22 protein-coding genes are annotated in these 23,625 nt (G+C 74.8%); 10 read left to right on the top strand and 12 right to left on the bottom strand.

Annotation, left to right across the window (positions count from 1 at the left end):
• Positions 1-17: 17 nt before the first annotated feature.
• From ACZ3IL_RS26800 to ACZ3IL_RS26780, 5 genes are all read right to left on the bottom strand, one after another.
• Positions 18-2,147, bottom strand: coding sequence for a 3-hydroxyacyl-CoA dehydrogenase NAD-binding domain-containing protein (locus ACZ3IL_RS26800; protein WP_467394299.1), 2,130 nt, complete (start codon positions 2,145-2,147; stop codon positions 18-20).
• Complete coding sequence (locus tag ACZ3IL_RS26795) at positions 2,144-3,358, bottom strand: thiolase family protein (RefSeq protein ID WP_467394297.1); 1,215 nt, start codon at positions 3,356-3,358, stop codon at positions 2,144-2,146. Before ACZ3IL_RS26795 ends, ACZ3IL_RS26800 begins: the two co-directional genes overlap by 4 nt.
• Positions 3,359-3,621: 263 nt before the next feature.
• Positions 3,622-4,905: an HRDC domain-containing protein gene (locus tag ACZ3IL_RS26790; protein WP_467394295.1), complete on the bottom strand. Its 1,284-nt coding sequence runs from the start codon at positions 4,903-4,905 to the stop codon at positions 3,622-3,624.
• An 81-nt stretch (positions 4,906-4,986) separates the two neighbouring features.
• The gene (locus ACZ3IL_RS26785) at positions 4,987-5,652 is read right to left on the bottom strand and encodes a response regulator transcription factor (RefSeq protein WP_015037008.1); all 666 of its coding nucleotides are present in this window, start codon (positions 5,650-5,652) and stop codon (positions 4,987-4,989) included.
• A 362-nt stretch (positions 5,653-6,014) separates the two neighbouring features.
• Positions 6,015-6,707: a DUF3000 domain-containing protein gene (locus tag ACZ3IL_RS26780; RefSeq protein ID WP_467394293.1), complete on the bottom strand. Its 693-nt coding sequence runs from the start codon at positions 6,705-6,707 to the stop codon at positions 6,015-6,017.
• Between the two features lie 91 nt (positions 6,708-6,798).
• Here ACZ3IL_RS26780 and hemE point away from each other — a divergent pair, with 91 nt between their 5' ends.
• A complete protein-coding gene (gene hemE / locus ACZ3IL_RS26775; RefSeq protein WP_467394291.1) occupies positions 6,799-7,875 on the top strand; it encodes a uroporphyrinogen decarboxylase in 1,077 nt (358 codons plus the stop codon).
• Positions 7,876-8,030: 155 nt separating this feature from the next.
• On the opposite strand, the gene ACZ3IL_RS26770 is transcribed toward hemE, so the two are convergent.
• Positions 8,031-9,404, bottom strand: a complete 1,374-nt coding sequence (locus tag ACZ3IL_RS26770) for an FAD-dependent oxidoreductase (RefSeq protein ID WP_467394289.1) — start codon at positions 9,402-9,404, stop codon at positions 8,031-8,033.
• 9 nt (positions 9,405-9,413) lie between these two features.
• Positions 9,414-10,448 (bottom strand): DUF4349 domain-containing protein, encoded by a 1,035-nt coding sequence (locus tag ACZ3IL_RS26765; RefSeq protein ID WP_467394287.1) that lies wholly within the window; start codon positions 10,446-10,448, stop codon positions 9,414-9,416.
• A gap of 137 nt (positions 10,449-10,585) precedes the next feature.
• Here ACZ3IL_RS26765 and hemG point away from each other — a divergent pair, with 137 nt between their 5' ends.
• Together hemG and hemQ are read left to right on the top strand one after the other, a co-directional pair.
• A complete protein-coding gene (hemG, locus tag ACZ3IL_RS26760) occupies positions 10,586-12,097 on the top strand; it encodes a protoporphyrinogen oxidase (RefSeq protein ID WP_467394285.1) in 1,512 nt (503 codons plus the stop codon).
• A gap of 17 nt (positions 12,098-12,114) precedes the next feature.
• A complete protein-coding gene (hemQ, locus tag ACZ3IL_RS26755; protein ID WP_467394283.1) occupies positions 12,115-12,828 on the top strand; it encodes a hydrogen peroxide-dependent heme synthase in 714 nt (237 codons plus the stop codon).
• A 206-nt stretch (positions 12,829-13,034) separates the two neighbouring features.
• Here the strand turns inward: hemQ and ACZ3IL_RS26750 are convergent, their stop codons facing one another.
• The 3 genes from ACZ3IL_RS26750 to ACZ3IL_RS26740 form a co-directional block, all read right to left on the bottom strand.
• Positions 13,035-14,090, bottom strand: coding sequence for a TIGR04222 domain-containing membrane protein (locus tag ACZ3IL_RS26750; protein ID WP_467394281.1), 1,056 nt, complete (start codon positions 14,088-14,090; stop codon positions 13,035-13,037).
• On the bottom strand, positions 14,078-15,559 hold the full coding sequence (locus ACZ3IL_RS26745; protein WP_467394279.1) for an MbnB/TglH/ChrH family RiPP precursor modification enzyme: 1,482 nt from the start codon (positions 15,557-15,559) through the stop codon (positions 14,078-14,080). Before ACZ3IL_RS26745 ends, ACZ3IL_RS26750 begins: the two co-directional genes overlap by 13 nt.
• 81 nt (positions 15,560-15,640) lie before the next feature.
• Positions 15,641-16,462, bottom strand: a complete 822-nt coding sequence (locus ACZ3IL_RS26740; RefSeq protein ID WP_467394277.1) for an aminoacyl-tRNA hydrolase — start codon at positions 16,460-16,462, stop codon at positions 15,641-15,643.
• Positions 16,463-16,533: 71 nt separating this feature from the next.
• Here ACZ3IL_RS26740 and ACZ3IL_RS26735 point away from each other — a divergent pair, with 71 nt between their 5' ends.
• The 4 genes from ACZ3IL_RS26735 to ACZ3IL_RS26720 are packed head-to-tail and all read left to right on the top strand — an operon-like array spanning position 16,534 to position 19,021.
• Positions 16,534-17,211 (top strand): AIM24 family protein, encoded by a 678-nt coding sequence (locus tag ACZ3IL_RS26735; RefSeq protein ID WP_467394275.1) that lies wholly within the window; start codon positions 16,534-16,536, stop codon positions 17,209-17,211.
• Positions 17,208-18,143 carry an ATP-binding cassette domain-containing protein gene (locus tag ACZ3IL_RS26730; protein WP_467394273.1) on the top strand — a complete coding sequence of 312 codons (936 nt, stop codon included), beginning with the start codon at positions 17,208-17,210 and terminating at the stop codon, positions 18,141-18,143. Before ACZ3IL_RS26735 ends, ACZ3IL_RS26730 begins: the two co-directional genes overlap by 4 nt.
• Positions 18,140-18,790, top strand: a complete 651-nt coding sequence (locus ACZ3IL_RS26725; RefSeq protein ID WP_467394271.1) for an ABC transporter — start codon at positions 18,140-18,142, stop codon at positions 18,788-18,790. The genes ACZ3IL_RS26730 and ACZ3IL_RS26725 overlap by 4 nt, the downstream gene beginning before the upstream one ends.
• Positions 18,791-18,829: 39 nt before the next feature.
• Positions 18,830-19,021: a hypothetical protein gene (locus ACZ3IL_RS26720; protein ID WP_467394269.1), complete on the top strand. Its 192-nt coding sequence runs from the start codon at positions 18,830-18,832 to the stop codon at positions 19,019-19,021.
• A 178-nt stretch (positions 19,022-19,199) separates the two neighbouring features.
• Here ACZ3IL_RS26720 and ACZ3IL_RS26715 read toward each other — a convergent pair whose 3' ends face one another.
• Positions 19,200-19,853, bottom strand: a complete 654-nt coding sequence (locus tag ACZ3IL_RS26715) for a flavin reductase family protein (RefSeq protein WP_467394267.1) — start codon at positions 19,851-19,853, stop codon at positions 19,200-19,202.
• A gap of 67 nt (positions 19,854-19,920) precedes the next feature.
• Between ACZ3IL_RS26715 and ACZ3IL_RS26710 the strand changes: the two genes are divergently transcribed.
• Entirely contained in the window at positions 19,921-20,643 is a 723-nt protein-coding gene (locus ACZ3IL_RS26710; protein ID WP_467394265.1) for a helix-turn-helix domain-containing protein, read from the top strand.
• Between the two features lie 579 nt (positions 20,644-21,222).
• On the opposite strand, the gene ACZ3IL_RS26705 is transcribed toward ACZ3IL_RS26710, so the two are convergent.
• Positions 21,223-22,128, bottom strand: coding sequence for a helix-turn-helix domain-containing protein (locus ACZ3IL_RS26705; protein ID WP_467394263.1), 906 nt, complete (start codon positions 22,126-22,128; stop codon positions 21,223-21,225).
• A gap of 138 nt (positions 22,129-22,266) precedes the next feature.
• On the opposite strand from ACZ3IL_RS26705, the gene ACZ3IL_RS26700 reads away from it, so the two are divergent.
• Both ACZ3IL_RS26700 and ACZ3IL_RS26695 read left to right on the top strand, forming a co-directional pair.
• The gene (locus tag ACZ3IL_RS26700; protein ID WP_467394261.1) at positions 22,267-22,905 is read left to right on the top strand and encodes a DsbA family protein; all 639 of its coding nucleotides are present in this window, start codon (positions 22,267-22,269) and stop codon (positions 22,903-22,905) included.
• 40 nt (positions 22,906-22,945) lie between these two features.
• Positions 22,946-23,596: an NAD(P)-dependent oxidoreductase gene (locus ACZ3IL_RS26695; protein ID WP_467394259.1), complete on the top strand. Its 651-nt coding sequence runs from the start codon at positions 22,946-22,948 to the stop codon at positions 23,594-23,596.
• Positions 23,597-23,625: the final 29 nt, after the last annotated feature.

Below are 23,625 nucleotides of genomic sequence, written 5' to 3'. Positions count from 1 at the left end.
GTACGGGCCTCGGGGCGTTACGCCGGGACGCTCGCCACGCCCTGCGCCAGGAAGCGCCTGCCGTTGACGCGCTCGGAGACGCCCTCGCGGTCCAGGTACGGCGTGATGCCGCCCAGGTGGAAGGGCCAGCCCGCGCCGGTGATCAGGCAGAGGTCGATGTCCTGCGCCTCGGCGACGACACCCTCCTCCAGCATCAGGCCGATCTCCTGCGCCACCGCGTCCAGGACGCGGTCGCGGACCTGCTCCTCGGTCAGGACGGTGTCGCCCTGCTTCAGGAGGGCGGCGACCTCCGGGTCCAGCTCCGGCTTCCCGGAGTCGTACACGTAGAAGCCGCGCTTGCCGGCCTCGACGACCGCCTTCAGGTTGGGGGAGACCTTGAAGCGGTCCGGGAAGGAGCGGTTCAGGGTTTCGGAGACGTGCAGGCCGATGGCCGGGCCGACGAGCTCCAGGAGGACCAGCGGGGACATCGGCAGACCGAGCGGCTCGATGGCCTTCTCGGCCGTCTCGACCGGGGTGCCCTCGTCGATGACGTTCTGGATCTCGCCCATGAAGCGGGTCAGGATGCGGTTCACGACGAACGCCGGGGCGTCCTTGGTGAGGACCGCGGTCTTCTTCAGCTTCTTCGCCACGCCGAAGGCGGTGGCGAGGGAGGCGTCGTCCGTCCTCTCGCCGCGGACGATCTCCAGGAGCGGGAGGATCGCGACCGGGTTGAAGAAGTGGAAGCCGACCACGCGCTCGGGGTGCTTGAGCTTGGAGGCCATCTCCGAGACGGACAGCGAGGAGGTGTTGGTGGCGAGGATCGCGTGCGCCGGGGCGACCGCCTCGACCTCCGCGAACACCTTCTGCTTGACGCCCATCTCCTCGAACACGGCCTCGATGATGAAGTCCGCGTCCGCGAAGCCCTCGGCCTTGTCCAGGACGCCGGAGACCAGGCCCTTGAGACGGTTGGCCTTGTCCTGGTTGATGCGGCCCTTGCCGAGCAGCTTCTCGATCTCGCCGTGGACGTAGCCCACGCCCTTGTCGACGCGTTCCTGGTCGATGTCGGTCAGGACGACCGGCACCTCCAGACGGCGCAGGAAGAGCAGGGCGAGCTGGGAGGCCATCAGACCGGCGCCCACGACGCCGACCTTGGTGACCGGACGGGCCAGCGACTTGTCCGGGGCGCCGGCGGGGCGCTTGCCGCGCTTCTGCACCAGGTTGAAGGCGTAGATGCCGGAACGCAGCTCGCCGCCCATGATCAGGTCGGCGAGGGCCAGGTCCTCGGCGTCGAAGCCCTTCTGCAGGTCTCCGTCTTTGGCGGCCTCGATGATGTCGAGGGCGCGGTAGGCGGCCGGGGCGGCGCCGTGCACCTTGGAGTCGGCGACGAGGCGGCCCTTGGCGACGGCCCGGTCCCAGGCCTCGCCGCGGTCGATCTCGGGGCGCTCGACGGTCACGGTGCCGTTCAGGACGGAGGCCGTCCAGATCAGCGACTGCTCCAGGAAGTCCGCGCCCTCGAAGAGCGCGTCGGCGATGCCGAGCTCGAAGACCTGCGCGCCCTTGAGCTGGCGGTTCTGGTTCAGCGAGTTCTCGATGATGACCGAGACGGCCTTCTCGGCGCCGATCAGGTTCGGCAGGAGGACGCAGCCGCCCCAGCCGGGCACCAGGCCGAGGAAGACCTCGGGCAGCGAGAAGGCGGGCAGGGCCTTCGACACGGTGCGGTAGGTGCAGTGCAGACCGACCTCGACGCCGCCGCCCATGGCCGCGCCGTTGTAGTACGCGAAGGTCGGCACGGCGAGGGAGGACAGACGCTTGAAGACGTCGTGGCCGCCCTTGCCGATGGCGAGGGCCTCGTCGTGCTTCTTCAGCAGCTCGACGCCCTTGAGGTCGGCGCCGACGGCGAAGATGAACGGCTTGCCGGTGACGCCGACGCCGACGATCTCACCGTTCGCGGCCTCGGCCTCGACCTGGTCGATCGCCGTGTTCAGGTGGGCGAGGGACTGCGGGCCGAAGGTGGTCGGCTTGGTGTGGTCGAAGCCGTTGTCCAGCGTGATCAGCGCGAACCGGCCGGCGTTCGCCGGGAGTTCGAAGTGCCGTACGTGGGCCGAGGTCACGACCTCGTCCGGGAAGAGCTCGGCGGCGCCCTTCAGAAGCTCGGCGGTGGTGCTCACTTGCCCTCCCAGTGGGGGTTTTCCCAGATGACCGTGGCGCCCATGCCGAAGCCGACGCACATCGTGTTGAGGCCGTAGCGGACCTCCGGGTGCTCCTCGAACTGGCGGGCCAGCTGCGTCATCAGACGGACGCCGGAGGAGGCGAGCGGGTGGCCGTAGGCGATCGCGCCGCCGTACTGGTTGACGCGGGCGTCGTCGTCGGCGATGCCGTAGTGCTCCAGGAAGGCGAGCACCTGGACCGCGAAGGCCTCGTTGATCTCGAAGAGGCCGATGTCCCCGATCGAGAGGCCCGCCTTGGCGAGGGCCTTCTCGGTGGCCGGGATCGGGCCGTAGCCCATGACCTCGGGCTCGACGCCGGCGAAGGCGTACGAGACCAGGCGCATCTTGACCGGGAGGCCGTTCTCGCGGGCGAAGTCCTCGGAGGCGATGATCGAGGCGGTGGCGCCGTCGTTCAGGCCGGCCGCGTTGCCGGCGGTCACGTTGCCGTGGACGCGGAACGGGGTCTTGAGGTTGGCGAGCGACTCCAGGGTGGTGCCCGGACGCATCGGCTCGTCGGCGGTGACCAGGCCCCAGCCCGTCTCGCCGCCCTCGGGGGAGGTGCGGCGGACCGAGATCGGCACCAGGTCCTGCTGGATCTTGCCGTCGGCGTACGCCTTGGCGGCCTTCTCCTGCGAGCGCACGGCGTACTCGTCGGCGCGCCGCTTGGTGATGCTCGGGTAGCGGTCGTGCAGGTTCTCGGCGGTCATGCCCATGAAGAGGGCGGACTCGTCGACGAGCTTCTCCGACACGAAGCGCGGGTTCGGGTCGACGCCCTCGCCCATGGGGTGGCGGCCCATGTGCTCGACGCCGCCGGCGATGACGGCGTCGTAGGCGCCGAAGGCGATCGAACCGGCGACGCTCGTCACGGCGGTGAGGGCGCCGGCGCACATGCGGTCGATGGAGTAGCCCGGCACCGACTGCGGCAGCCCGGCGAGGATGCCCGCCGTGCGGCCGAGCGTCAGACCCTGGTCGCCGATCTGCGTGGTCGCGGCGATGGCGACCTCGTCGATCTTCTGGGGGTCGAGGCCCGGGTTGCGGCGCAGCAGCTCCCTGATGGCCTTGACGACGAGGTCGTCGGCGCGAGTCTCGTGGTAGATGCCCTTCGGGCCCGCCTTGCCGAACGGGGTGCGGACGCCGTCGACGAAGACGACGTCCCTGACGGTACGAGGCACGATGGCTCTCCTCCAGGGTGCGGAACGGCCTGCTGCGACACACGCCTAAGCGTGCGCTTGCTCCCCCATGCTACTTGCGGGTAACCATGCTGCCCACCCCTTGGGGGGCAAGCGGCGAAGGTCACACCGGGAACTCTGCCGGACACCCCGGGGAACGGCCGGACGCGACGGAGCCCCCGTCACCCTTCCGGGTGGCGGGGGCTCCGCGGGCGGGAATCACGGGCGCCGCCGGGGCTCCGGGCGCGCGGGGCCGCCCGACGGGGTCACGCGCTCGCCGCCAGCGCCTTCACCAGCAGCGGGGTCACCAGACCGACCTGCCAGGGACGCGCCCCGTACCCCGTCAGCGCGGCGGCGACGCCCTCCGCGTCCGCCCGGGACGGCGGTTCCCAGCAGACCCGGCGCACGGTGTCCGGGGTGATCAGGTTCTCCTGCGGCAGGTTCAGCTCCTCGGCGAGCGCCGAGACCGCCGCGCGCGCGGCCGACAGGCGGGCCGCCGCGACCGGGTCCTTGTCGGCCCAGGCGCGCGGCGGGGGAGGCCCCGCCACCTGCTGGCCCGGCTGGGGCAGCTCGCTCTCCGGCAGCGCCCTGGCCCGGTCGACCGCGGCCTGCCACTGCTCCAGCTGACGGCGGCCCATGCGATGGCCGAAACCGGGCAGCGCCGTGAGCGCGGCCAGGTTCACCGGCACCGCGAGCGCCGCCTCCACGATCGCCGCGTCGCTCAGCACCTTGCCGGGGGAGACGTCGCGCCGCTGCGCCACCCGGTCACGGGCCGTCCACAGCTCGCGCACGACCGCCATCTGGCGCCGGCGGCGCACCTTGTGCATGCCGGAGGTCCGCCGCCACGGGTCCTTGCGCGGCGGGGCGGGCGGGGCCGAGGCGATCGCGTCGAACTCCTGGCGCGCCCACTCCAGCTTCCCCTGGCGGTCGAGTTCCTCCTCCAGGGCGTCCCGCAGGTCCACGAGGAGCTCCACGTCGAGCGCCGCGTACCGCAGCCAGGGCTCGGGGAGCGGGCGCGTCGACCAGTCCACGGCGGAGTGGCCCTTCTCCAGGGCGTAGCCGAGGACGGACTCGACCATCGCGCCGAGGCCGACGCGGGGGAAGCCCGCGAGCCGGCCGGCCAGCTCGGTGTCGAAGAGCGAGGTCGGCACCATGCCTATGTCACGCAGGCAGGGCAGGTCCTGGGTGGCCGCGTGCAGAATCCATTCGGTGCCGGTCAGCGCCTCGCCGAGCCCCGAGAGGTCGGGGCAGCCCACCGGGTCGATCAGCGCGGTGCCGGCGCCCTCGCGCCGGAGCTGGACGAGGTAGGCGCGCTGCCCGTAGCGGTAGCCGGAGGCGCGCTCGGCGTCCACGGCCACGGGGCCGGTTCCGGCCGCGAAGGCGGCGATCACCCCGGCGAGGGCTTCCCCGGTCTCGACGACGGGCGGCACCCCTTCGCGGGGCGCCAGCAACGGGATCGGAAGCCCATGCGCAGGGACGTCGTCGTCCGGGGGGCCGCCCCCGGTGGTGCGCAGTGCTGTGTCTGCTGCGGTCTCTCGGGCGTCGGTCACCCGTCAAGGGTATCGGTGAACGGCGGGCACCTGTCGACGGAACGTTCCCTCGACAGGTGCCCGCCGGTTGTCCGCCGCCGGTCAGTGGATGATCCCCGTCCGCAGGGCCACCGCGACCATCCCGGCGCGGTCGCCGGTGCCCAGCTTGCGGGCGATGCGGGCGAGGTGGCTCTTCACGGTCAGGGCGGAGAGGCCCATGGAGACGCCGATCGCCTTGTTCGACTGGCCCTCCGCGACGAGCCGCAGCACCTCGACCTCGCGGCCGGAGAGCTCGCGGTAGCCGCCCGGGTGGCTCGGGGCACCCGGGGGGCGGCGGTGGCCCAGACGGGCCGCCGCGGCGCCGATGGGGGCGGCGCCGGGGCGGGTGGGGTGGCCGATGTTGGTCCGGGTGCCGGTGACGACGTAGCCCTTCACGCCTCCGGCCAGGGCGTTGCGCACGGCGCCGATGTCGTCGGCGGCCGAGAGGGCGAGGCCGTTGGGCCAGCCGGCCGCGCGGGTTTCGGACAGCAGCGTCAGGCCGCTGCCGTCGGGCAGGTGGACGTCGGCAACGCAGATGTCGCGCGGGTTGCCGACGCGGGGGCGGGCCTCCGCGATGGACGACGCCTCGATCACGTCACGTACTCCGAGGGCCCACAAGTGGCGGGTCACGGTGGAACGGACGCGCGGGTCGGCCACGACGACCATGGCCGTCGGCTTGTTCGGGCGGTAGGCGACCAGGCTTGCGGGCTGCTCGAGGAGAACGGACACCAGGCCTCCTGGGGGGAAGGTGGGGGACGGAGCCGGCTCGGGGAAGAAGCCGGGGGCGGACCCGTGCTGTGAAGGGGTCACTGACTCCTTCGGCACCGGGGCCGCCCGCCTTTAGGGAAAGATCACGATTTGGTGAGTAACAATTAGGGCAATTCGGACGCTTGATCGATCATCCTACGAGTAACTCCCCTTGCTTCACCCTCCCGAGGGAGCCCCGGAGCACCTTTCCGAACGCCCCGGAGGGCCCGAACCCCGAACGTCCCGGACCTCCGAAAGCCCTGAACCCCCGAACGCCCCGGACCCCCGGAGGGTCCGGACCCCCGGTGGGCCCGGAGGACACCCGGGGCGGTCGCGCGGCGCCATCACACCTGCTGCGGCCCCCGCCGCTGGGGCAGCGAGACGACCCCCGCCCCCGAGGCCGTGCCCGCCCCCGGGTCCGGCGGCGCCGGCGGAAGCCCCGCGACCTGGCAGAGCAGGTCGCACCAGGCCGCCAGGTGCGCCCCCGTGTCCGGCACCCCGGCCAGACCCTCGCGCGGCGTCCAGGACGCCCGGATCTCGATCTGCGTCGCCGGCCGCCGGTCCGCGAGCCCGCCGAAATAGTGAGAGCCCGCCATGGTGACGGTCCCGCCCGCCTCCCCGTACGCCAGCCCCCGCGCCTCCAGGGCCCCGGTCAGCCAGGACCAGCACACCTCCGGCAGCAGCGGGTCCGACGCCATCTCCGGTTCCAGCTCCGCGCGGACCAGCGTCACCAGACGGAACGTGCCCTTCCAGGCGTCGTGCCCGTCCGGATCGTGCAGCAGCACGAGACGCCCGTCCGCCAGGTCCTCCTCGCCGTCCACGACGGCCGCCTCCACCGCGTACGCGTACGGGGCCAGCCGCTGCGGCGGCCTGGTCGGTTCGACCTCGACCTCGGACCGCAACCGCGCCCCGCGCAGGGCCTCCACCGCCCGCCGGAACGGCGGTGGCGCCGGGTTCGTCTCCGTGCTGTCCGCCGTTTCGTCCGTCCCTCGATCGCCGTCGGAATGATCGGAAAAATGTCCCTGAGCCGCAGCCATGCGGGGAAGAGTAGGCGGAACGGACCCTCCGCGCAGGGAGGGACACCCGGCCCGGACGAGCCGCTTCCCGCCACATGCGAAGATTCTGGGCGTGAGTGCCAACGATCGCCCGCAGGGCCAGCAGACGAAGCAGCAGTCGCGGACGTACGACTCCGCGTTCCTCAAGGCGTGCCGGCGCGAGCCGGTGCCCCACACCCCCGTCTGGTTCATGCGGCAGGCCGGGCGTTCCCTCCCCGAGTACCTGAAGGTCCGCGAGGGCATCCCCATGCTGGAGTCGTGCATGCGGCCCGAGCTGGTCACCGAGATCACGCTCCAGCCGGTGCGGCGCCACGGGGTCGACGCCGCCATCTACTTCAGCGACATCGTCGTCCCCCTCAAGGCCATCGGCATCGACCTCGACATCAAGCCCGGCGTCGGTCCGGTCGTCGCCGACCCGATCCGCACCCGCGCCGACCTGGACCGGCTGCGCGACCTGACCCCCGAGGACGTCCACTACGTCACCGAGGCCATCGGCATGCTCACCGGCGAGCTGGGCGACACCCCGCTCATCGGCTTCGCCGGCGCGCCCTTCACCCTCGCGAGCTACCTGGTCGAGGGCGGCCCGTCGCGCAACCACGAGCACACCAAGGCGCTCATGTACGGCGACCCGCAGCTCTGGGCCGACCTCCTCGACCGCCTCGCCGGGATCACCTCGGCCTTCCTCAAGGTCCAGATCGAGGCCGGCGCCTCCGCCGTGCAGCTCTTCGACTCCTGGGTCGGCGCCCTCGCCCCGGCCGACTACCGCCGCTCCGTGATGCCCGCCTCCGTGAAGGTGTTCGACGCGGTCGCCGGGTACGGCGTCCCGCGCATCCACTTCGGCGTCGGCACGGGCGAACTGCTCGGCCTCATGGGAGAGGCGGGCGCGGACGTCGTCGGCGTCGACTGGCGCGTCCCGCTGGACGAGGCCGCCCGCCGCGTCGGCCCCGGCAAGGCGCTCCAGGGCAACCTGGACCCCGCCGTGCTCTTCTCCACCCGCGAGGCCGTCGAGGCCAAGACGGACGAGGTCCTGGCCGCCGCGAAGGGCCTGGAGGGGCACGTCTTCAACCTGGGCCACGGCGTGCTGCCCACCACCGACCCGGACGCGCTCTCCCGCCTCGTGGAGTACGTCCACACCCGCACGGCCGTCTGACCCCGGCCGGGCACGCGCGCACGACGGCGGCGGCCGCCGGGACACCCCTCCCGGCGGCCGCCGCCGTGCGCGGTCCGCGGCCCGGCCGTTCCGCCGGACCCCGCGTCCGGCCCGTCGTGCCCGGCCCCGGCCCGGCCCGTTCCCCCGGGGCCCGCTCAGCCCGCCTCGCGGACCGCCGCCGTCGCCTTGCGGGCCGCGATCAGCACCGGGTCCCACACCGGCGAGAACGGCGGCGCGTACCCCAGGTCCAGGGCCGTCATCCGCTCCACCGTCATCCCCGCCGTGAGCGCCACCGCCGCGACGTCCACCCGCTTCGCCGCGCCCTCCCGGCCCACGATCTGCGTCCCGAGCAGCCGTCCCGTCCGGCGTTCGGCGAGCATCTTCACCGTCATCGGAGCGGCCCCGGGGTAGTAGCCCGCGCGGCTGGTCGACCCGACGGTCACCGTCACGAACCGCAGCCCCGCCTCCAGGGCCTCCTTCTCCCGCAGTCCCGTCCGCGCGATCTCCAGGTCGCACACCTTCGACACCGCCGTGCCCACCACGCCCGGGAAGGTCGCGTAACCGCCGCCGACGTTCGACCCGATGACCTGGCCCTGCTTGTTGGCGTGCGTCCCCAGGGCGACGTGCCGCGCCCGGCCCGACACCAGGTCCAGGACCTCCACGCAGTCACCGCCCGCCCAGATGTTCTCGTGGCCCCGGACCCGCATCGCCAGATCGGTGAGCAGCCCGCCGTACGCCCCCAGCGGCAGCCCCGCCGCGCGGGCGAGCGAGGTCTCCGGCGCCACGCCCGTGCCCAGGACCACCACGTCCGCCGGGTACTCGGCGTCGTCCGTCGCCACCGCGCGGACCCGGCCGTCCGCCCCGGTCAGCACCTTCGTGACCGCCGCCGAGTTGACCGTCCTGATCCCGAGCCCGTCCATCGCCTCGTGCACGAGACGGCCCATGTCCGGGTCCAGGGTCGCCATCGGCTGCTCGCTCCGGTTGAGGACGGTGACCTCGTAGCCCCGCTTCAGCAGGGCCTCGGCCATCTCCACCCCGATGTACCCGGCGCCGACCACGACCGCCCGCCGGTTCTCCGTACGGGAGAGCGCGTCGATCAGCGCCTGCCCGTCGCCCAGGTTCTGCACCCCGTGCACCCCGGGCGCGTCGATCCCCGGCACCGGCGGGCGCAGGGGCGTGGCGCCCGTCGCGATCACCAGCTTGTCGAAGCCGGTCCACTCCTCCGTCCCCTTCTCCAGGTCCCGGGAGCGGACCCGCTGCCCCTCGACGTCGATCTCCGTCACCTCGGTCCGCGTCCGCAGGTCGATGTCACGGGCCCGGTGCTCCTCGGGGGAGCGGGCGATCAGGGCGTCGCGCGACCCGACGTCCCCGCCGACCCAGTAGGGGATGCCGCAGGCCGAGTACGAGGAGAAGCGCCCGCGCTCGAAGGCGACGATCTCCAGCTCTCCGGGGGACCTGAGCCTGCGCGCCTGCGACGCGGCGGCCATGCCCGCCGCGTCCCCACCGATGACCACCAGTCGTTCGCTCATGGGGAAACGCTACTTCGCGGGCGTCTCCGGCGTCTCCGGCGTCTCCGGGTCTTCCAGGGCTTCCGGGGCCACGAGCGCGCCGGCGGCGTTCCGCCCGGCCCCCGGTCGTCCGGCTTCCGGCCGCTCGGGGCGCGGCGCCGGGACCGGCGCGGGGCGCCGGGCCGCCAGCCGGGGGCGGACCAGCCGGCGCCACAGGACGAAGGCGGCCAGGGCGACCGCCAGCCACGGGGCCAGGGCGGCGAGCACGACCACGATCCAGGCCGCCACGCCGACCAGGGCGCTCCAGCCGCCGCCCAGGGCCTCCAGGAAGCCGGGACGGCCCTCCTCCGGCTCCGGCGCCGGAGCCTTCTTCTCCGCCCTCCTCTCGGAGAGCTGGAGGGTGATCGTCGCCAGCGACGTCCGGTCGGCCAGCGAGGACTGCTGGGCGAGCAGCGACTCCAGGTCCGCCTGCCGCCGGCTCAGCTCGGCCTCCAGGGTCACCACGTCGGACAGCCGCTCGGCCCGGTCCATCAGGGCCCGCACCCGTGCCACGCTCGCCCGCTGGCTGGCGATCCGGCTCTGCACGTCCACCACCTGGTCGGTGACGTCCTTGGCGTCCGCCTTGCGGCTCAGCAGCTTCCCCGCGCCCGCCAGCTCGGTGAGGACCGGGTCGTACCGCTCCTGCGGCACCCGCAGCACGACGTGCGAGGTCAGGTGCGTGCCGTCGACCCGCTCCGTGGACTCGTTCTCGACCCGGCCGCCCGCCTCCGCCGTCACCCGGCGGGCCGTGGCCAGCGCCTTCGCCGCGTCCGCGACCTCCACGGAGAGCGTGGCGGTGCGGATGACGTGCTGCCGGGCCGGTGCCTTCGGCGCGGCCGTCCCGGGGGCCGCGCCGGGGGAGGCGTCCGCCGCGCCCTCGGCCGCGCCGCCCGGAGCCCGCTCGGCGGGCCGCGCCGCCCGCGCGTCCGCCGCCTTGCCGCCCGCGTCCGTCCCGCCCGCTCCGCAGCCCGTCAGGACCAGTGACGCCGTCAGCAGGACGCCGGCCGTCGTACGCGCTCTCCGCATGGGGACCCCCAGGATGGTGATGAGTGATGCCCTTTGGACGTACGGGCCGGTGGCGGAGGTTGCCGTCCGGCGGTAGCGATGCGGTCACGGTCCGGCCTCGGAACGGGAGCGCGCGGGCGGTTTGAGAGAGTGGCCCCATGAACGCGGACACCACGGGACCCCACGTCGTCGTCGCCGGAGGCGGGATCACCGGCCTCGCCGCCGCCCACCGGCTGGCCCTCGCCGGCCACCGGGTGACCCTCCTCGAAGCGGACGGCCGGCTCGGCGGCAAGCTCCTCGCCGGGGAGATCGCGGGCGCCCCCGTGGACCTCGGAGCCGAGTCGCTGCTCGCGCGCCGCCCCGAGGCCGTCGCCCTGGCCCGCGCGGTCGGTCTCGGCGACCGGCTCCGGCCCCCCGCCACCACCACCGCGTCCGTCTGGTCCAGGGGCGAGCTGGTCCCCATGCCGAAGGGGCACGTCATGGGCGTCCCCGGCGACGCCGACGCGGTCCGGGGCCTCCTCTCCGAGGAGGGCGCGCGCCGGGTCTCCGGCGACCTCGACCTGCCGCCCACCGCGATCGGCGAGGACGTCGCCATCGGGGAGTACGTCGCCGCCCGCATGGGCCGCGAGGTCGTGGACCGGCTCGTCGAACCCCTCCTCGGCGGGGTGTACGCCGGGGACGCCTACCGCATCTCGATGCGGGCCGCCGTCCCCGCCCTCTTCGAGGCCGCCCGCGCCCACCCCACGCTCACCGCCGCCGTCCGCGCCGTCCAGCGCGCCGGCGCCGCCGCCCCGGCCGACGCGGCGGGCGCCGCCACCGGTCTCGGCGGCTCCGTCTTCCTCGGCGTCGAGGGCGGCGTCGGCACCCTGCCCGGCGCGGTCGCCGACGCGGTCCGCGCCGCCGGCGGCGAGATCCTCGTGAACGCCCCCGTGACGGAGCTGCGCCGGACCGGGGCCACCGGCTGGCAGGTCGTGAGCCGCGACCGCGTCCTCACGGCCGACGCCGTCGTCCTCGCCACCCCCGCCGGGCCCGCCGCCGCGCTCCTCGCCGCGCACGCCCCCGCCGCCGCGAGCGAGCTGGACGCGATCGACTACGCCTCCATGGCCCTGGTCACCCTCGCGTTCCGCCGCTCCGACGTTCCGCCCCTGGCCGGTTCCGGCTTCCTCGTGCCGCCCGTCGACGGCCGCACGATCAAGGCCTCCACGTTCTCCGCCCAGAAGTGGCGGTGGGTCGCCGACGCCGCCCCCGGCCTGTTCGTCCTGCGCGCCTCCGTCGGTCGGTACGGCGAGACGGAGCAGGTCCACCGCGAGGACGCCGACCTCGTGGACGCCGCCCTCGGGGACCTCGCCGCCGCCACCGGCCTCGGCGCCCGCCCCGTCGCCACCACGGTCACCCGCTGGCTCGACGGCCTGCCCCAGTACCCGGTCGGCCACCTCGCCCGCGTCGCCCGCGTCCGCGCGGCCGTCGCCGCGCTTCCCGGGCTGCGGGTCGCGGGAGCCGCGTACGACGGCGTCGGCGTCCCCGCCTGCGTCGCCTCGGCCCTGCGCGCGGCCGACGGGATCGCGGGCGGCTTCGGGGGCGGGACCGGGGGTGGGACCGGGGGCGGCTCCGGGGACGAGATCATCGCCACGCCGGAAACGGCCGACCCCGGTGCGGGGCACTCCTCGTGAAGGGCGAGAATGGACCCATGAGTGCGCCCGAAAAGATCCCGAACGCCGGTAAGAAGGCGAAGGACCTCAACGAGGTCATCCGCTACACCCTGTGGTCCGTCTTCAAGCTGCGCGACGTCCTGCCCGAGGACCGGAGCGGCTACGCCGACGAGGTCCAGGAGCTGTTCGACCGGCTCGCGGCCAAGGACGTCACGGTCCGCGGCACGTACGACCTGTCCGGTCTGCGCGCCGACGCCGACGTCATGATCTGGTGGCACGCCGAGACGAGCGACGAGCTCCAGGAGGCGTACAGCCTCTTCCGCCGCACCCGCCTGGGCCGCGCCCTGGAGCCGGTCTGGTCGAACATGGCGCTGCACCGCCCCGCCGAGTTCAACAAGTCGCACATCCCGGCCTTCCTGGCCGACGAGAACCCGCGCGACTACGTCTCGGTCTACCCCTTCGTGCGCTCCTACGACTGGTACCTGCTGCCGGACGAGGACCGCCGCCGGATGCTCGCGGACCACGGCAAAATGGCCCGCGGCTACCCCGACGTCCGCGCCAACACGGTCGCCTCCTTCTCGCTCGGCGACTACGAGTGGATCCTCGCCTTCGAGGCCGACGAGCTGCACCGCATCGTGGACCTCATGCGCCACCTGCGCGCCTCCGAGGCGCGGATGCACGTCCGCGAGGAGGTCCCGTTCTTCACCGGCCGCCGCAAGAGCGTCGCCGACCTGGTGGCGGGCCTGGCCTGACGGCCGTACGAAAACCTGGTGGCGGCCCGGCTCCCGGCCGGGTGCGCCACCCCTCGACCCGGAAGATCAGACGGCAGGCGGCAACATCGGCCTGCCGCTCCAGCGACACCGGGTCCGGCACCGGGTGCGGCGCGCCTCCAGCGCGCCGCACCGGCGTCATTCCGGGGCGTCTCCCCGGCCGGAGGCGGCGCGGAGCGCACCGGTGGTCAGCTGGAGCACGAGCTGGAACTGGAGCACGAGCTGGAGCTCGAACTCGAACACGAGCTGGAACTCGACCCGGAACACGAGCTGGAGCTCGACCCGGAACACGAGCTGCCCCCGCCCCCGCAACCGGCCCCGCCCCCGCAGCCGGAACCGCCTCCCGGCCCGGAGTCCGGGGAGCCGGAACCGCCCCCGGAGCACGAACCCCCGCCCCCTCCGCAGGAGTCGGCGCCCGCGCACCACACGGCGGCCACGGCGACCGCGTCCGTCCCGGAGGACGCCGAGTGCCGGTGCCCCGCCCCCTGACGCCCTCCCCGCCGGGGCCCGCCGAGGCGGGCGGCGGCGAGGAGCTGGTCCCTGAGCACCGGGTCCGGCAGCGTCCGCGGTCCGTGCAGGGCCACGAGGAGACCGGCGTCCGCCAGGTGCCCGTGCGCCCGCCCGTACGAGAAGGAGGCGTGCCGGCCGGCCGGGGTGAGCCGCCCGGCGGAGACCGTCCCGCAGACGAGGGCGCAGATCCCGGCGGCGAACAGCACCGGCAGCACCTTGACGACGAACGGCACGGCGGGTTCCGGGCGGACGGCGACGTCGGCGAACGTGAGGACGACCGAGACCGGGACGAGGAGGAGGGCCGTGAGGCCCAGCGCGAGGCACCACCGTTTCGTGGTGCGCCGCGTCTCCGGGTCCACGAGCAGCCCGCGCGCCGCGAGACCGTCGCCGATCTCCTGCACCGCCGGGTGCCGCATCGCGGCGAGCCGCAGGTGGTGCAGGGCCCCGTGCGGGGCGGCGGCGTGCTCCTGGAGCACCGCGCGCTCCACCGGATCGTGCGCGGCGGCACGGACGACGGCCACGACGCCGGGCCCGCCGACCGCGAGCCGGCCGTCCGCGTGGAGGGAGGCGAGGGCGCTGTCCACGACCCTCGCGGGACCGCCGTTGAGGAAGGCGGCCTCGTACCGGTCGTGGACGGGCCCGGCGGAGCCGCGGCGCGTCCGGACGACCCGGGTGACGACCAGGGCGATGCCGGCGGCGCCCGCGAGGTGGTACAGGACGATCAGGAGGTCCACGGTCGTCTCCCCGCGAGGACGTGACGGACGGTCCGGACGAGCCGCCCGGCGGGACCGGGCCGGCGGCTGCCGGAACGCTCCTGCCACCAGCGGGTGAGCCGCTGCCGCGCCAGGGGGTCCTCCGGGCGGCCGGCGATCAGCAGGTGTTCGGCGAAGCCGAGCGCGTCCCGGCGGTAGTTCCCGGTCATCGGGCGGGACCTGGCGTACGCGAGGAAGGCGGGCCGGAACCCGTCCCCCAGGATCTCCGGCAGCTCCGGCGCGACCTTCGCGACGACCCCGGCCCGCTTGGCCGCGAGCGCCCGGCTCTGCACCCCGAGCCGCCGGCTGTCGAACCCTTCGGGCGCGGGCGTCCCGGCGACCAGCGCCGAGAGCAGCGAGGCCTGGGCGAGACCGACCCGCTGACGGACGTCCGCACCGGGAACGGACCCCGGAGCGGAAGCGGGGACGGGAGCGGACGCGGGGACGGGGACGGACGCGGCCCCGGACGGGGGCGCGGCCACCGGCACCGGCACAGGCACGGGCGCCGGGGGAGCCGCCACCGGGACGGCGCCCGGCATCGGCCCGCCGGAGACGCGCGCGCCCGCCCCGATGAGCAGGGGCCGCGCGACCGCCGCGGGCGTCCCGGCGCCCACCGCCCGGCGGGCGGACGCCTCCGCCACCGTCCGCCGGATCACCGCCAGTTCCCCGGCCAGTTCCCCGGCCGGCGGGAAGGCGTCGTCCCGCTCCAGGAGCACTCCCGGCGGCGAGACCCGGGACGCGAGGTCGGCGAGCACGTCGAGGACCGGGCGCGGCACCGGGTGGGCGTGGGTGTCGTGCCACACGCCGTCCCGCTCCACGCCGCCCGCCACGTGCACGTACGCGATGGCCTCGACCGGCAGTTCGGACAGGGCCCGTGCCGGGTCCTCGCCCCGGTTGACGTGGTTGGTGTGCAGGTTGGCGACGTCGACGAGGAGCCGTACGCCCGTGCGCTCCACCAGCTCCGCGAGGAACCGCCCCTCCGTCATCTCCTCCCCCGGCCAGGCGACCAGGGCCGCGATGTTCTCCAGGGCCAGGGGCACGGGCAGCGCGTCCTGCGCGATGCGCACGTTCTCGCAGAGCACGTCGAGCGCGTCCCGCGTGCGGGGCACGGGCAGCAGGTGGCCCGCCTCGAGCGCGGGGGTGGCGGTGAGCGGCCCCCCGGCCCGTACGAACGCGATGTGCTCCGTGACCAGCGGCGCCCCCAGCGCCACCGCCTTCTCCGCGAGCGCCGCGAGCCGCGCCGGGTCGGGCCGGTCCGCGCCCCCCAGCCCCAGCGAGACGCCGTGCGGGACGACCGTGACGCCCCGTCGCCGCAGCCGGGCCAGGGAGTCGGGCAGATGGCCGGCGCAGATGTTCTCCGCGACGACCTCCACCCAGTCGACCCCGGTCAGACCCTCCACCGCGTCCGCGATCTCGGGACGCCAGCCGATGCCGATGCCGAGTTCCGTCATGTCCCCCTCCTTCGGTCCTCAGTTCTCCGGTGATGGCCCACGCGGGAACGTCCGAACCCCGGAGGGAACACGTTCAGAGCTTCATTTGAGGTTCCCGTTCCCCGGGCCCGCGGAGCCGGGGAACGCCGACACCACCGTGGCCGACCCCGGCGCGATCTCCGTGAAGCCCGCGTCGCGCACCACCGGGAGCCCGCTCGTCGTGAGGGCGGCCCAGTCCTCCGCCGGGGCGGTCCGCACGGTGAGCGGGAAACCCGCCTTCCGCCAGGCCTCGCGCCCGGCGTTCGTCATGGCCCACCAGAGGAGCTGGGCGCCGTGCCCCGCCTGCGCCATCGACTTGCCCGCCGACATGCCGAGGTCCGGATTGAACCACAGGACCGCCGCCCCCTCCGGCACGGGGCCGGGGGGAGCCGGGTCGTCGAGGTCGGTGCCCGAGACCTGGAGGCGGGCCAGGTCCTTGGGCCAGCCGTCGAGCGGGACCGGCGGGAAGACCCGTACCTCCGCCTCCGTGCCGGTCACCGTGATCCCGGGGAGGGCGCACGCCCGGCGCCACTCCGCTCCGCGCGCCCGGCGCACCACCTTGCGGATGCGGGCGTCCTGCCAGTCGGCCACGGCCCGCGCCCACGCGCCCCCGTCGAGGGAGCGGTCGTCGGTCAGGATCTCCAGGACGGCCCGCGCCGCCGTCTCCAGGGCGTCGGTACGGGCCGGGGGCGCGTCGCGCTCGATCCGGACGACCAGGGGGAGGACGAACTGGGGCTTCCCGTCCCGGAGATCGGTGCCGGCGTCGGCCTCGGTGTCGGTGCCGGGGGCGGGGGCGGGGTCGGTGTCGGCCTCTGTGTCGGGGTCCGGGCCGGTGCGGGAACCGGTGCCGGGACCGGTACGGAGATCGGTTTCGTCGCTGCTCACCCGGCAAGTCTGCCACCGCCGTGACGGGCGTTCCTTGTGGAGACGGGCCCCCCGGGGCCAGGATGCCCCTCATGAAGAGCGATCTTTTCTCCGGCCACCACCTCGCCGAGACCGCCACCGTCCCCGGAATGACCCTGCAGAACGGCAAGTCGGTCAAGTACGCCGTGAACGGCGAGATGCTCGCCCGCCAGGGCTCCATGATCGCCTTCCGCGGCGACCTCCAGTTCGAGCGCAAGGGCCAGGGCATAGGCGGCCTGCTCAAACGGGCCGTCACCGGCGAGGGCCTGCCGCTGATGGCCGTGCGCGGCCGGGGCGAGGCCTGGTTCGCCCACGAGGCGCAGAACTGCTTCGTCGTCGAGATCGAGCAGGGCGACGCCTTCACCGTCAACGGCCGGAACGTCCTCTGCTTCGACTCCACCCTCCAGTACGAGATCAGGACCGTGAAGGGCGCCGGCATGACCGGCGGCGGCCTCTTCAACTCGGTCTTCTCCGGCCACGGCAAGATAGCCCTGATCTGCGAGGGCGATCCGATCGTCATCCCCGTCTCGCCGCAGGCCCCGGTGTACGTGGACACAGACGCGGTCGTCGGCTGGAGCGAGCAGCTGCGCACCTCGCTGCACCGTTCGCAGTCCGTCGGTTCGATGATCCGCGGCGGTTCGGGCGAGGCCGTGCAGCTCAAGCTGGAGGGACAGGGCTTCGTCGTCGTCCGGCCCAGCGAGGTCACCCCGCAGAAGCACACGTCCGGTTGAGGCTGGAGGGGGCCGGACGCCGGCACGGTCCGAGGGGCCCGTGGGTGCTGCGCGGGGTCGATCTCGACCTGCCCGCCGCCGCCCTCGTCCGGGTCACCGGCGCCAACGGCACCGGCAAGTCCACGCTCCTGCGCCTGCTCGCCGGCGTCGACGCCCCCACCGAGGGACGCGTCACCGGCCGCCCGGCCCGTACCGCGTACGTCCCCGAACGGTTCCCGGCCGCACTGCCGTTCACGGCCCTCGACTACCTGGTCCGTCTCGGCCGCGTCCAGGGCCTCGGCCGGGCGGAGGCGCGGACCCGGGCGGGGGAGTGGCTGGAGCGGTTCGGGGCCGGTGAGCACGCCCGCACCGGACTCGCGGCGCTGTCGAAGGGGACCGCCCAGAAGGTCGCCGTCGCGCAGGCGTTCCTCGCCGGCCCGGCCCTCCTCGTCCTCGACGAGGCGTGGACCGGGCTGGACACCGGGGCCCGCGCCGCGCTCGACGCCGCCGTCCGCGAACGCCGTGCGGCGGGCGCGACGGTCGTCTTCGTCGACCACGACCCTCGCCGGCTGCGGGGCGCGGCGGACGTGGTGTACGAGGTCGGGGCGGGCCGGGTACGGCCGGGCCGGGAGCCCGTACGGGAGGACCCCGAGGACCTGGTGCGCGTCACCGCCTCCGGCGGGCGGACGCTCCCCGGCGGGCTCCCGGGGGACCCGGCCGTCGCGGCCGGACCGGACGGCACCACCGTCCTCACCGTGGGGGCGGCCCACTCCGACGCGCTGCTCGGCGCGCTCCTCAGGGCCTCCTGGCACATCCGCCGGCTGGACACCGCGACGGACGCGGAGACGCCCGGGGCATCCAGGAATTCCCGGGCATCCAGGACGTCCGGGGCATCCGGCATGTCCGGGGCGGCCGGGACGTCCGGGGCATCCGGGAAGGACGTACGGGCATGACGGCGCTGCTGCGGTACCAGACGGGCCTGCTGTTCCGCTCCCAGCGGTGGCTCGGGCCGTTCCTCCTGTACGCGGCCCTCGTCGGCGCCGGCGTCCGGGCGGGCGAGCCCGTGCTCGACGCGCTCGGCTTCACCGCCGCCGCCCTGCTCCCCGTGACGGCCTGGACGGTGCGGACCTGCCTCACCCAGGAGCCGTCCGCCGCGCGGAGCGTGGTCGCGGCCGCCGCCGGCCGGAACCGCGCGCACCTGGCGGCGATCCTCACCGGGACCGCCTGGCCGGCCCTCACCGGGGCGGTCGCCGTCCTCTGCGTGGCGGGCGCGAGCGACAGGGGGCGCGTCACCCTCCCCGCCGCCGTCACCACCGGGCTCCTCGCCGCCCTGGCCTGCGCGCTCACGGGCGCCGCCGTGGGCATGCTGGCCTCCCGCCCCTTCCTGCCGGCCGCCGGCTGGTCCCTCTCGGCCCTGGTCCTCGGCTCGCTCCTCGCCTTCGTGGTCACCGGGTCCCCGGCGAAGCACGCCATGACGGCCCTGGTCACGGGCGCCCGTACGGCGAGTGCCCATCCGCCCTGGCTCGCCTGCGCGGGCGCCCTGGTCCTGGCGGCGGCGACGGCGGCCCTCGCCTGCCGTGCCACGGCGCGCCTGGAGTGAGGACTCCGGCGACGAACCCGCCGGAGTAGCCTCGAAGGCATGACCGATTCCGAGTCCACGCCGTCCTGCGCCCCCGTGCCCGGTCCGGAGCACGAGCCGGTGACCGAGGGGCCGTTCGCCGCGTGCGTCCTGTGCCAGGAGCCGACCGAGTACGCCCGGTCGGCCAAGGGGATCACCCTCTGTCCCGTGTGCGCGTGGCAGGAGGCCCAGCGCACGGCCTGCTCCGGCTAGGAGGGCGGACGGACGACGGGCGGACGCGCGGGCGGACGACGGGGAGGCGCGGACGGACATGGTCGGCGCGGCCGGCGGGACCGGCCGTGGCCGCCCGGTGCGCGCCCGCCCGGTGCTCGCCCGCCCAGTGCACGTCCGCCCGGTGCTCGCCCGCGCGTCCGTCCGGGTCAGCGGTGGTTCATCCGTTCCGCCGGGCCGTCTGCGAGCGGTGGCTGTGGCCGAGTTCGGGGCCGAGCCCGTAGTAGTGGCGGAAGTTGTAGATCAGTGGGTTCCACGCGGCCGGGTCGATGTGCTGGGAACCGGGGACGACGATCCGGGGGTCGGCGTGCACCTCGAGCACACGGGCTTCGACGACGAGGAACTCTCCGGAGGCGTCGGGCCGGGCCCGGGCGACGCGGGCCTCCAGTTGCAGCGGGCATTCGGCGACCCGGGGCGGCCGGACCAGCTCGGAGGGCTGGGGTCGCAGACCGGCGGCGGTGAACTTGTCCGGTTCGAAACGGAAGGACCCGCGCTTGCTCGCGGGCACCGGGCTGCGCCCGGTCAGGGGCGCCAGCCTCTCCACCGCCGGCCACTGCGCGGACGAGGGGAGGTTCACCACCAGATCGCGGCGGCTGCGGAGATTGCGCGCGGTCTGCCCCTCGGCGCCCAGGCCGAGCACGATCACGTGGCCCAGTGCCCAGGCCGAGGACATCGGCGCGAGGTTGAAGGTGTGGTCCTCGTTCTCCGTGGAGAGCAGCACGACCGGCGTTCCGAAGTACAGGATGCTCGGCGTGACGGTCATGTGTGCGGACGGCGGGCCGGTGGGCACGCCGACGGGTGTCGCGGTGTTCATGGGACCGACCGTAGGGCGCGGACGCTTCGGCGGCCGCCGAAGGATCACGGGTGGACAATGGGCGGCGATGAACAGTCACGACGCCCACACCGGAAGCCCGGACCTGGCCGCCCTGGCCGCTTTGCTGGCCGACGGCACCCGGGCCGCCTTCTGCCTGGCCCTCCTGGACGGCCGGGCGTGGACCGCGACCGAGCTGGCGCGCCATGCCTCGGTGGCCCCCTCGACGGCGACCGGGCACCTGAACCTCCTGGTCGGCGGAGGACTCCTCACGCAGGAGCGCCAGGGCCGCCACCGCTACGTCCGCCTCGCCGGCCCCGACACGGCCGAACTGATCGAGAAGCTCGCCTCGATGGCGCCCCGGCGCACCGACCCGCCCCGCTCGCTGCCCGCCGTCCACCGCGGCCGGGCGCTGGCCCGCGCCCGCACGTGCTACGACCATCTCGCCGGGGCCCTCGGAGTCGCGATCACCGAGGCGATGACCGGTCGGGGGCTGCTGGACTGGGAGCAGGGGCCGGCGCTCACCGGCGACGGGGCCGCCTGGCTGGCCGGACTCGGCATCGCGCCACCGCCCGCCACGCGGCGCCCGCCGGTCCGCTCGTGCCTGGACTGGACCGAACGCCGCCCCCACCTGGCGGGTGCCGTCGGCGCCGCCCTGTGCCGTCACGCCTTCGACGCCGGCTGGATCAGGCGGATCGGCACGAGCCGCGCCGTCGCCCTCACCGGCACGGGCGAGCGCGCGCTGGAGGACCACCTCGGTCTGTCCGGCGGGATGCCGACCCCGGCCGGTTGACACACCGGCCCCCGGGGCCGGCCTGAGCCGTTGCCCGGGGCCGGAGAGGGGCGAGGGGACAGACCTCGTCGCCTTCCGGGCCGGCCGGAACCGTCCAGGAGAGCGCGGACCGGCCGGACCGGGACGGTGGCGCCCAGGACGCGCGGCCGGGCCTCTTCCGCTTCCAGGTCGCCACCGGGGCGGGGGCGGACGCCGGGGCGGACGCGGGTCCCCACGCACGTGGCGCCGGGGGTGCGGACGAACCCGGGGCAGGGGCCGATGACTTCGGCGGAGCGCCTGGTCGAGCTGCCGGACGAAGGGCGCCGGCTGATGTGACCACCAGCGAAATCCAGAGGGCTACGGAGCGCGTCGCGAAGCTCCGGGTGCAACGGCGATCCGGTGGGGCCGGACGGCGAGAGGGCCGCGTCTCCTCCGGGTGGGAGAGGTGCGGTCTTCCGGTGCGGAAGCGGCTCGGCATGAGGAGCCGTTCACGCCCGGCGAGCCTCTTTCGCCCTCCAGTACGGGAGGAAAGAGATTCACCGATGGCGCGACGCACCGGATCTCCGCCCGGGTTCCCCGGCCGTGACCTGAAAGACGGCTTCAGCCGGGATGGTACGGGGCGCGGAAGGCGGCGGGTGTGCTGCCGGTGCGCCGGGTGAAGTACTTGGTGAAGTTGCTGGCGTCGAGGAAGCCGAGGCGGGCGGCGACGGAGGCGACGGGGGCGTCCTCGTGGGCGAGGAGGCGTTTGGCCTCCAGGACGACGCGCCGGTCGATGTAGTCCTTGGCGCCGACGCCGGCCGCGGCCAGGGACGCGCGGGTCAGGGTGCGCGGCGCGTAACCGAGCGCCCGGGCGTAGTGGCCGACGTCCCGGGCGCGGGCGAAGTCGTTCTCGACCGCGTGGCGGAAGCGCTGGAAGGTTTCCGCGTGCTCGCCGGGCAGGGTGCCCACGGGGCCGGCCCGGTGCGTCAGCCGCAGCAGGAGGACGCCGAGCAGGCGCTGGAGGACGGCGTCGCGGGTGGCGGGGGGCGTGCCGGTGGCGGCGGCTTCGTGGGCGAGGTGGTCCAGGGCGCGGCGCAGGGCGGGGACGTCGTCGCCTGCGGTCTGCCACAGGGTGCGTCCGAAGGGGTCGTCGAGGCGCACTTCGGCGGCGGTGGCGGTGTCGAGGAAGTCCGGCTGGAACAGCACCACGGTGCCGGTGGCGGCGCGCAGGTCGCCGAAGCGCTGCACCTGGCCGGGGCGCACCCACAGCCAGGCGCCGTCGGTGACGGCGTAGTCGGTGAAGTCGACCATGTGCCACAGCGGCCCCCGGTCGACGGTGAGCAGCAGGTGGAACTCGGGGCGCTGGGCGCGGCCGGAGCCCCCGGCGTCCCGGGCGCCTTCGGGGCCGCCGTGGCGGCGCATCCGGGCGGACAGGACGGCGAGCGTCATGACCTCGACGCCGGTCCTGTCGCCGCCGGGCGGCGCGAAGGGAACCTGCGGGATCGTTTCGTGTCCGTTTTTCACCACGGCCGGACCTTCGTGTACCTGGGCGGTCGTTCCACGGCATCGTACGTTCGAAGTGCGCGGGAAGGACGACCGGCGACGGCCGCTCGGCTCTCCTCGCACGTGCGTCAGACCGACTTCCACCATTGCCGGAGGCTCCGGATGTCCGACCGTGTCCGTCCCACCTACGCGTTCGACGCCTCCTGCGGCTGGTGCTACGGCTTCGGCCCGGCCCTGCGGGACTTCGCCGCCGCCAACGCGGACCGGATCGAGCTGCGGGTGCTGTCCGGGGGCCTGTTCACCGGCCCGCGCGCCCGGCCCGTGGCGGCGTATCCGCACATCCCCGGGGCCAACCGGCGCATCGCCCGGCTCACCGGAGTCACCTTCGGTGACGGCTACGCGCGCGCCCTCGCGGAGGGGGCCGCGGTGACGGACTCCGCCGACGCGGCCACCACCCTGGTCGCGTTGCGCCGGCAGGCCCCCGGACGGACCCTGGAGCTGGCCGGTGCCCTCCAGCGTGCCTGGTACGCCGACGGTCGCAGCCTGTCCGACCCCGGCGCCCACCGCGCCGTCGCCCTCGAACACGGCCTGGACGCCGACGCCGTCGCCGCCTCCTACCGCGATCCGGCCACCCGAACGGAGGTCGAAAGCGAGTTCAGGGAACTGCGCCGACGCGGCGTCGACGCCTACCCCACCCTGCTCCTGCACACTCCCACCGGCGTCCACCGCCTCGGCGGCCCCCTCGCCGGTGCCGCCAAGCTCACCGACGCCCTCGACGGACACCTCGCCCCCACCGCCTGACCCACCGCACCAGCACGTCACGAACCGAGAAGGAAACCCCATGACGAACATCGCCGTCTTCGGCGCCAACGGCACCATCGGCTCCGCCGTCGTCCGCGAGGCCCTGGGCCGGGGCCACCACGTCACCGCCGTCGTCCGCGACCCCGCCAAGGTCACCGAGCGGCACGCCGGCCTGGCCGTCACCACCGGCGACGTCCTCGACCCGAAGTCGATCACCGCCGCCGCGAAGGACCAGGACGTCGTCGTCAGCGCCGTCGGCGGCGGCGACGGCCCCGGCCACCTCGCCACCATCCGGCCCGCCGCCGAAGCCCTCACCGAAGGCCTGCGCGCCCTCGGCGCACAGGCTCCCCGCCTGATCACCGTCGGCGGCGCCGGCTCCCTGCGCACCCCCGGCGGAAAGCAGGTCTGGGACGCCCCGGGCCTCCCCGAATCCCTCCTGCAGATCATGCACGCCCACGGCGACGCCCTCGACTACTACCGGACCGTCACCGACATCGACTGGACCAACCTCAGTCCCGCGGCGAAGATCGCCCCCGGCGAGCGCACCGGCACCTACCGCACCGCCCTGGACGACCTCGTCACCGACGACGACGGCGACAGCTCCATCTCCGTCGAGGACTACGCCGTCGCCCTCCTCGACGAAATCGAGCGGCCCCGCCACCACCGTCGGCGCTTCACCGTCGGCTACTGACCGCCGGCCCCGCCGCCGGACCCCGGCCC

The organism is Streptomyces sp. NPDC014907, assembly GCF_055562975.1.
Note: the sequence above shows the minus strand (reverse complement) of the source record. Positions and strands in the feature narration are given on the sequence as shown.

Excerpts from the sequence above, each read along its gene's own strand:
- ACZ3IL_RS26720 (WP_467394269.1), top strand. The coding sequence starts at position 18,830 with ATGACCGATTCCGAGTCCACGCCGTCCTGCGCCCCCGTGCCCGGTCCG.
- ACZ3IL_RS26745 (WP_467394279.1), bottom strand. The coding sequence starts at position 15,559 with ATGACGGAACTCGGCATCGGCATCGGCTGGCGTCCCGAGATCGCGGAC.
- ACZ3IL_RS26780 (WP_467394293.1), bottom strand. The coding sequence starts at position 6,707 with ATGGCTGCGGCTCAGGGACATTTTTCCGATCATTCCGACGGCGATCGA.
- ACZ3IL_RS26765 (WP_467394287.1), bottom strand. The coding sequence starts at position 10,448 with ATGCGGAGAGCGCGTACGACGGCCGGCGTCCTGCTGACGGCGTCACTG.
- ACZ3IL_RS26710 (WP_467394265.1), top strand. The coding sequence starts at position 19,921 with ATGAACAGTCACGACGCCCACACCGGAAGCCCGGACCTGGCCGCCCTG.
- ACZ3IL_RS26715 (WP_467394267.1), bottom strand. The coding sequence starts at position 19,853 with ATGAACACCGCGACACCCGTCGGCGTGCCCACCGGCCCGCCGTCCGCA.
- ACZ3IL_RS26725 (WP_467394271.1), top strand. The coding sequence starts at position 18,140 with ATGACGGCGCTGCTGCGGTACCAGACGGGCCTGCTGTTCCGCTCCCAG.
- ACZ3IL_RS26735 (WP_467394275.1), top strand. The coding sequence starts at position 16,534 with ATGAAGAGCGATCTTTTCTCCGGCCACCACCTCGCCGAGACCGCCACC.
- hemQ (WP_467394283.1), top strand. The coding sequence starts at position 12,115 with ATGAGTGCGCCCGAAAAGATCCCGAACGCCGGTAAGAAGGCGAAGGAC.
- ACZ3IL_RS26695 (WP_467394259.1), top strand. The coding sequence starts at position 22,946 with ATGACGAACATCGCCGTCTTCGGCGCCAACGGCACCATCGGCTCCGCC.
- ACZ3IL_RS26770 (WP_467394289.1), bottom strand. The coding sequence starts at position 9,404 with ATGAGCGAACGACTGGTGGTCATCGGTGGGGACGCGGCGGGCATGGCC.
- ACZ3IL_RS26700 (WP_467394261.1), top strand. The coding sequence starts at position 22,267 with ATGTCCGACCGTGTCCGTCCCACCTACGCGTTCGACGCCTCCTGCGGC.
- hemG (WP_467394285.1), top strand. The coding sequence starts at position 10,586 with ATGAACGCGGACACCACGGGACCCCACGTCGTCGTCGCCGGAGGCGGG.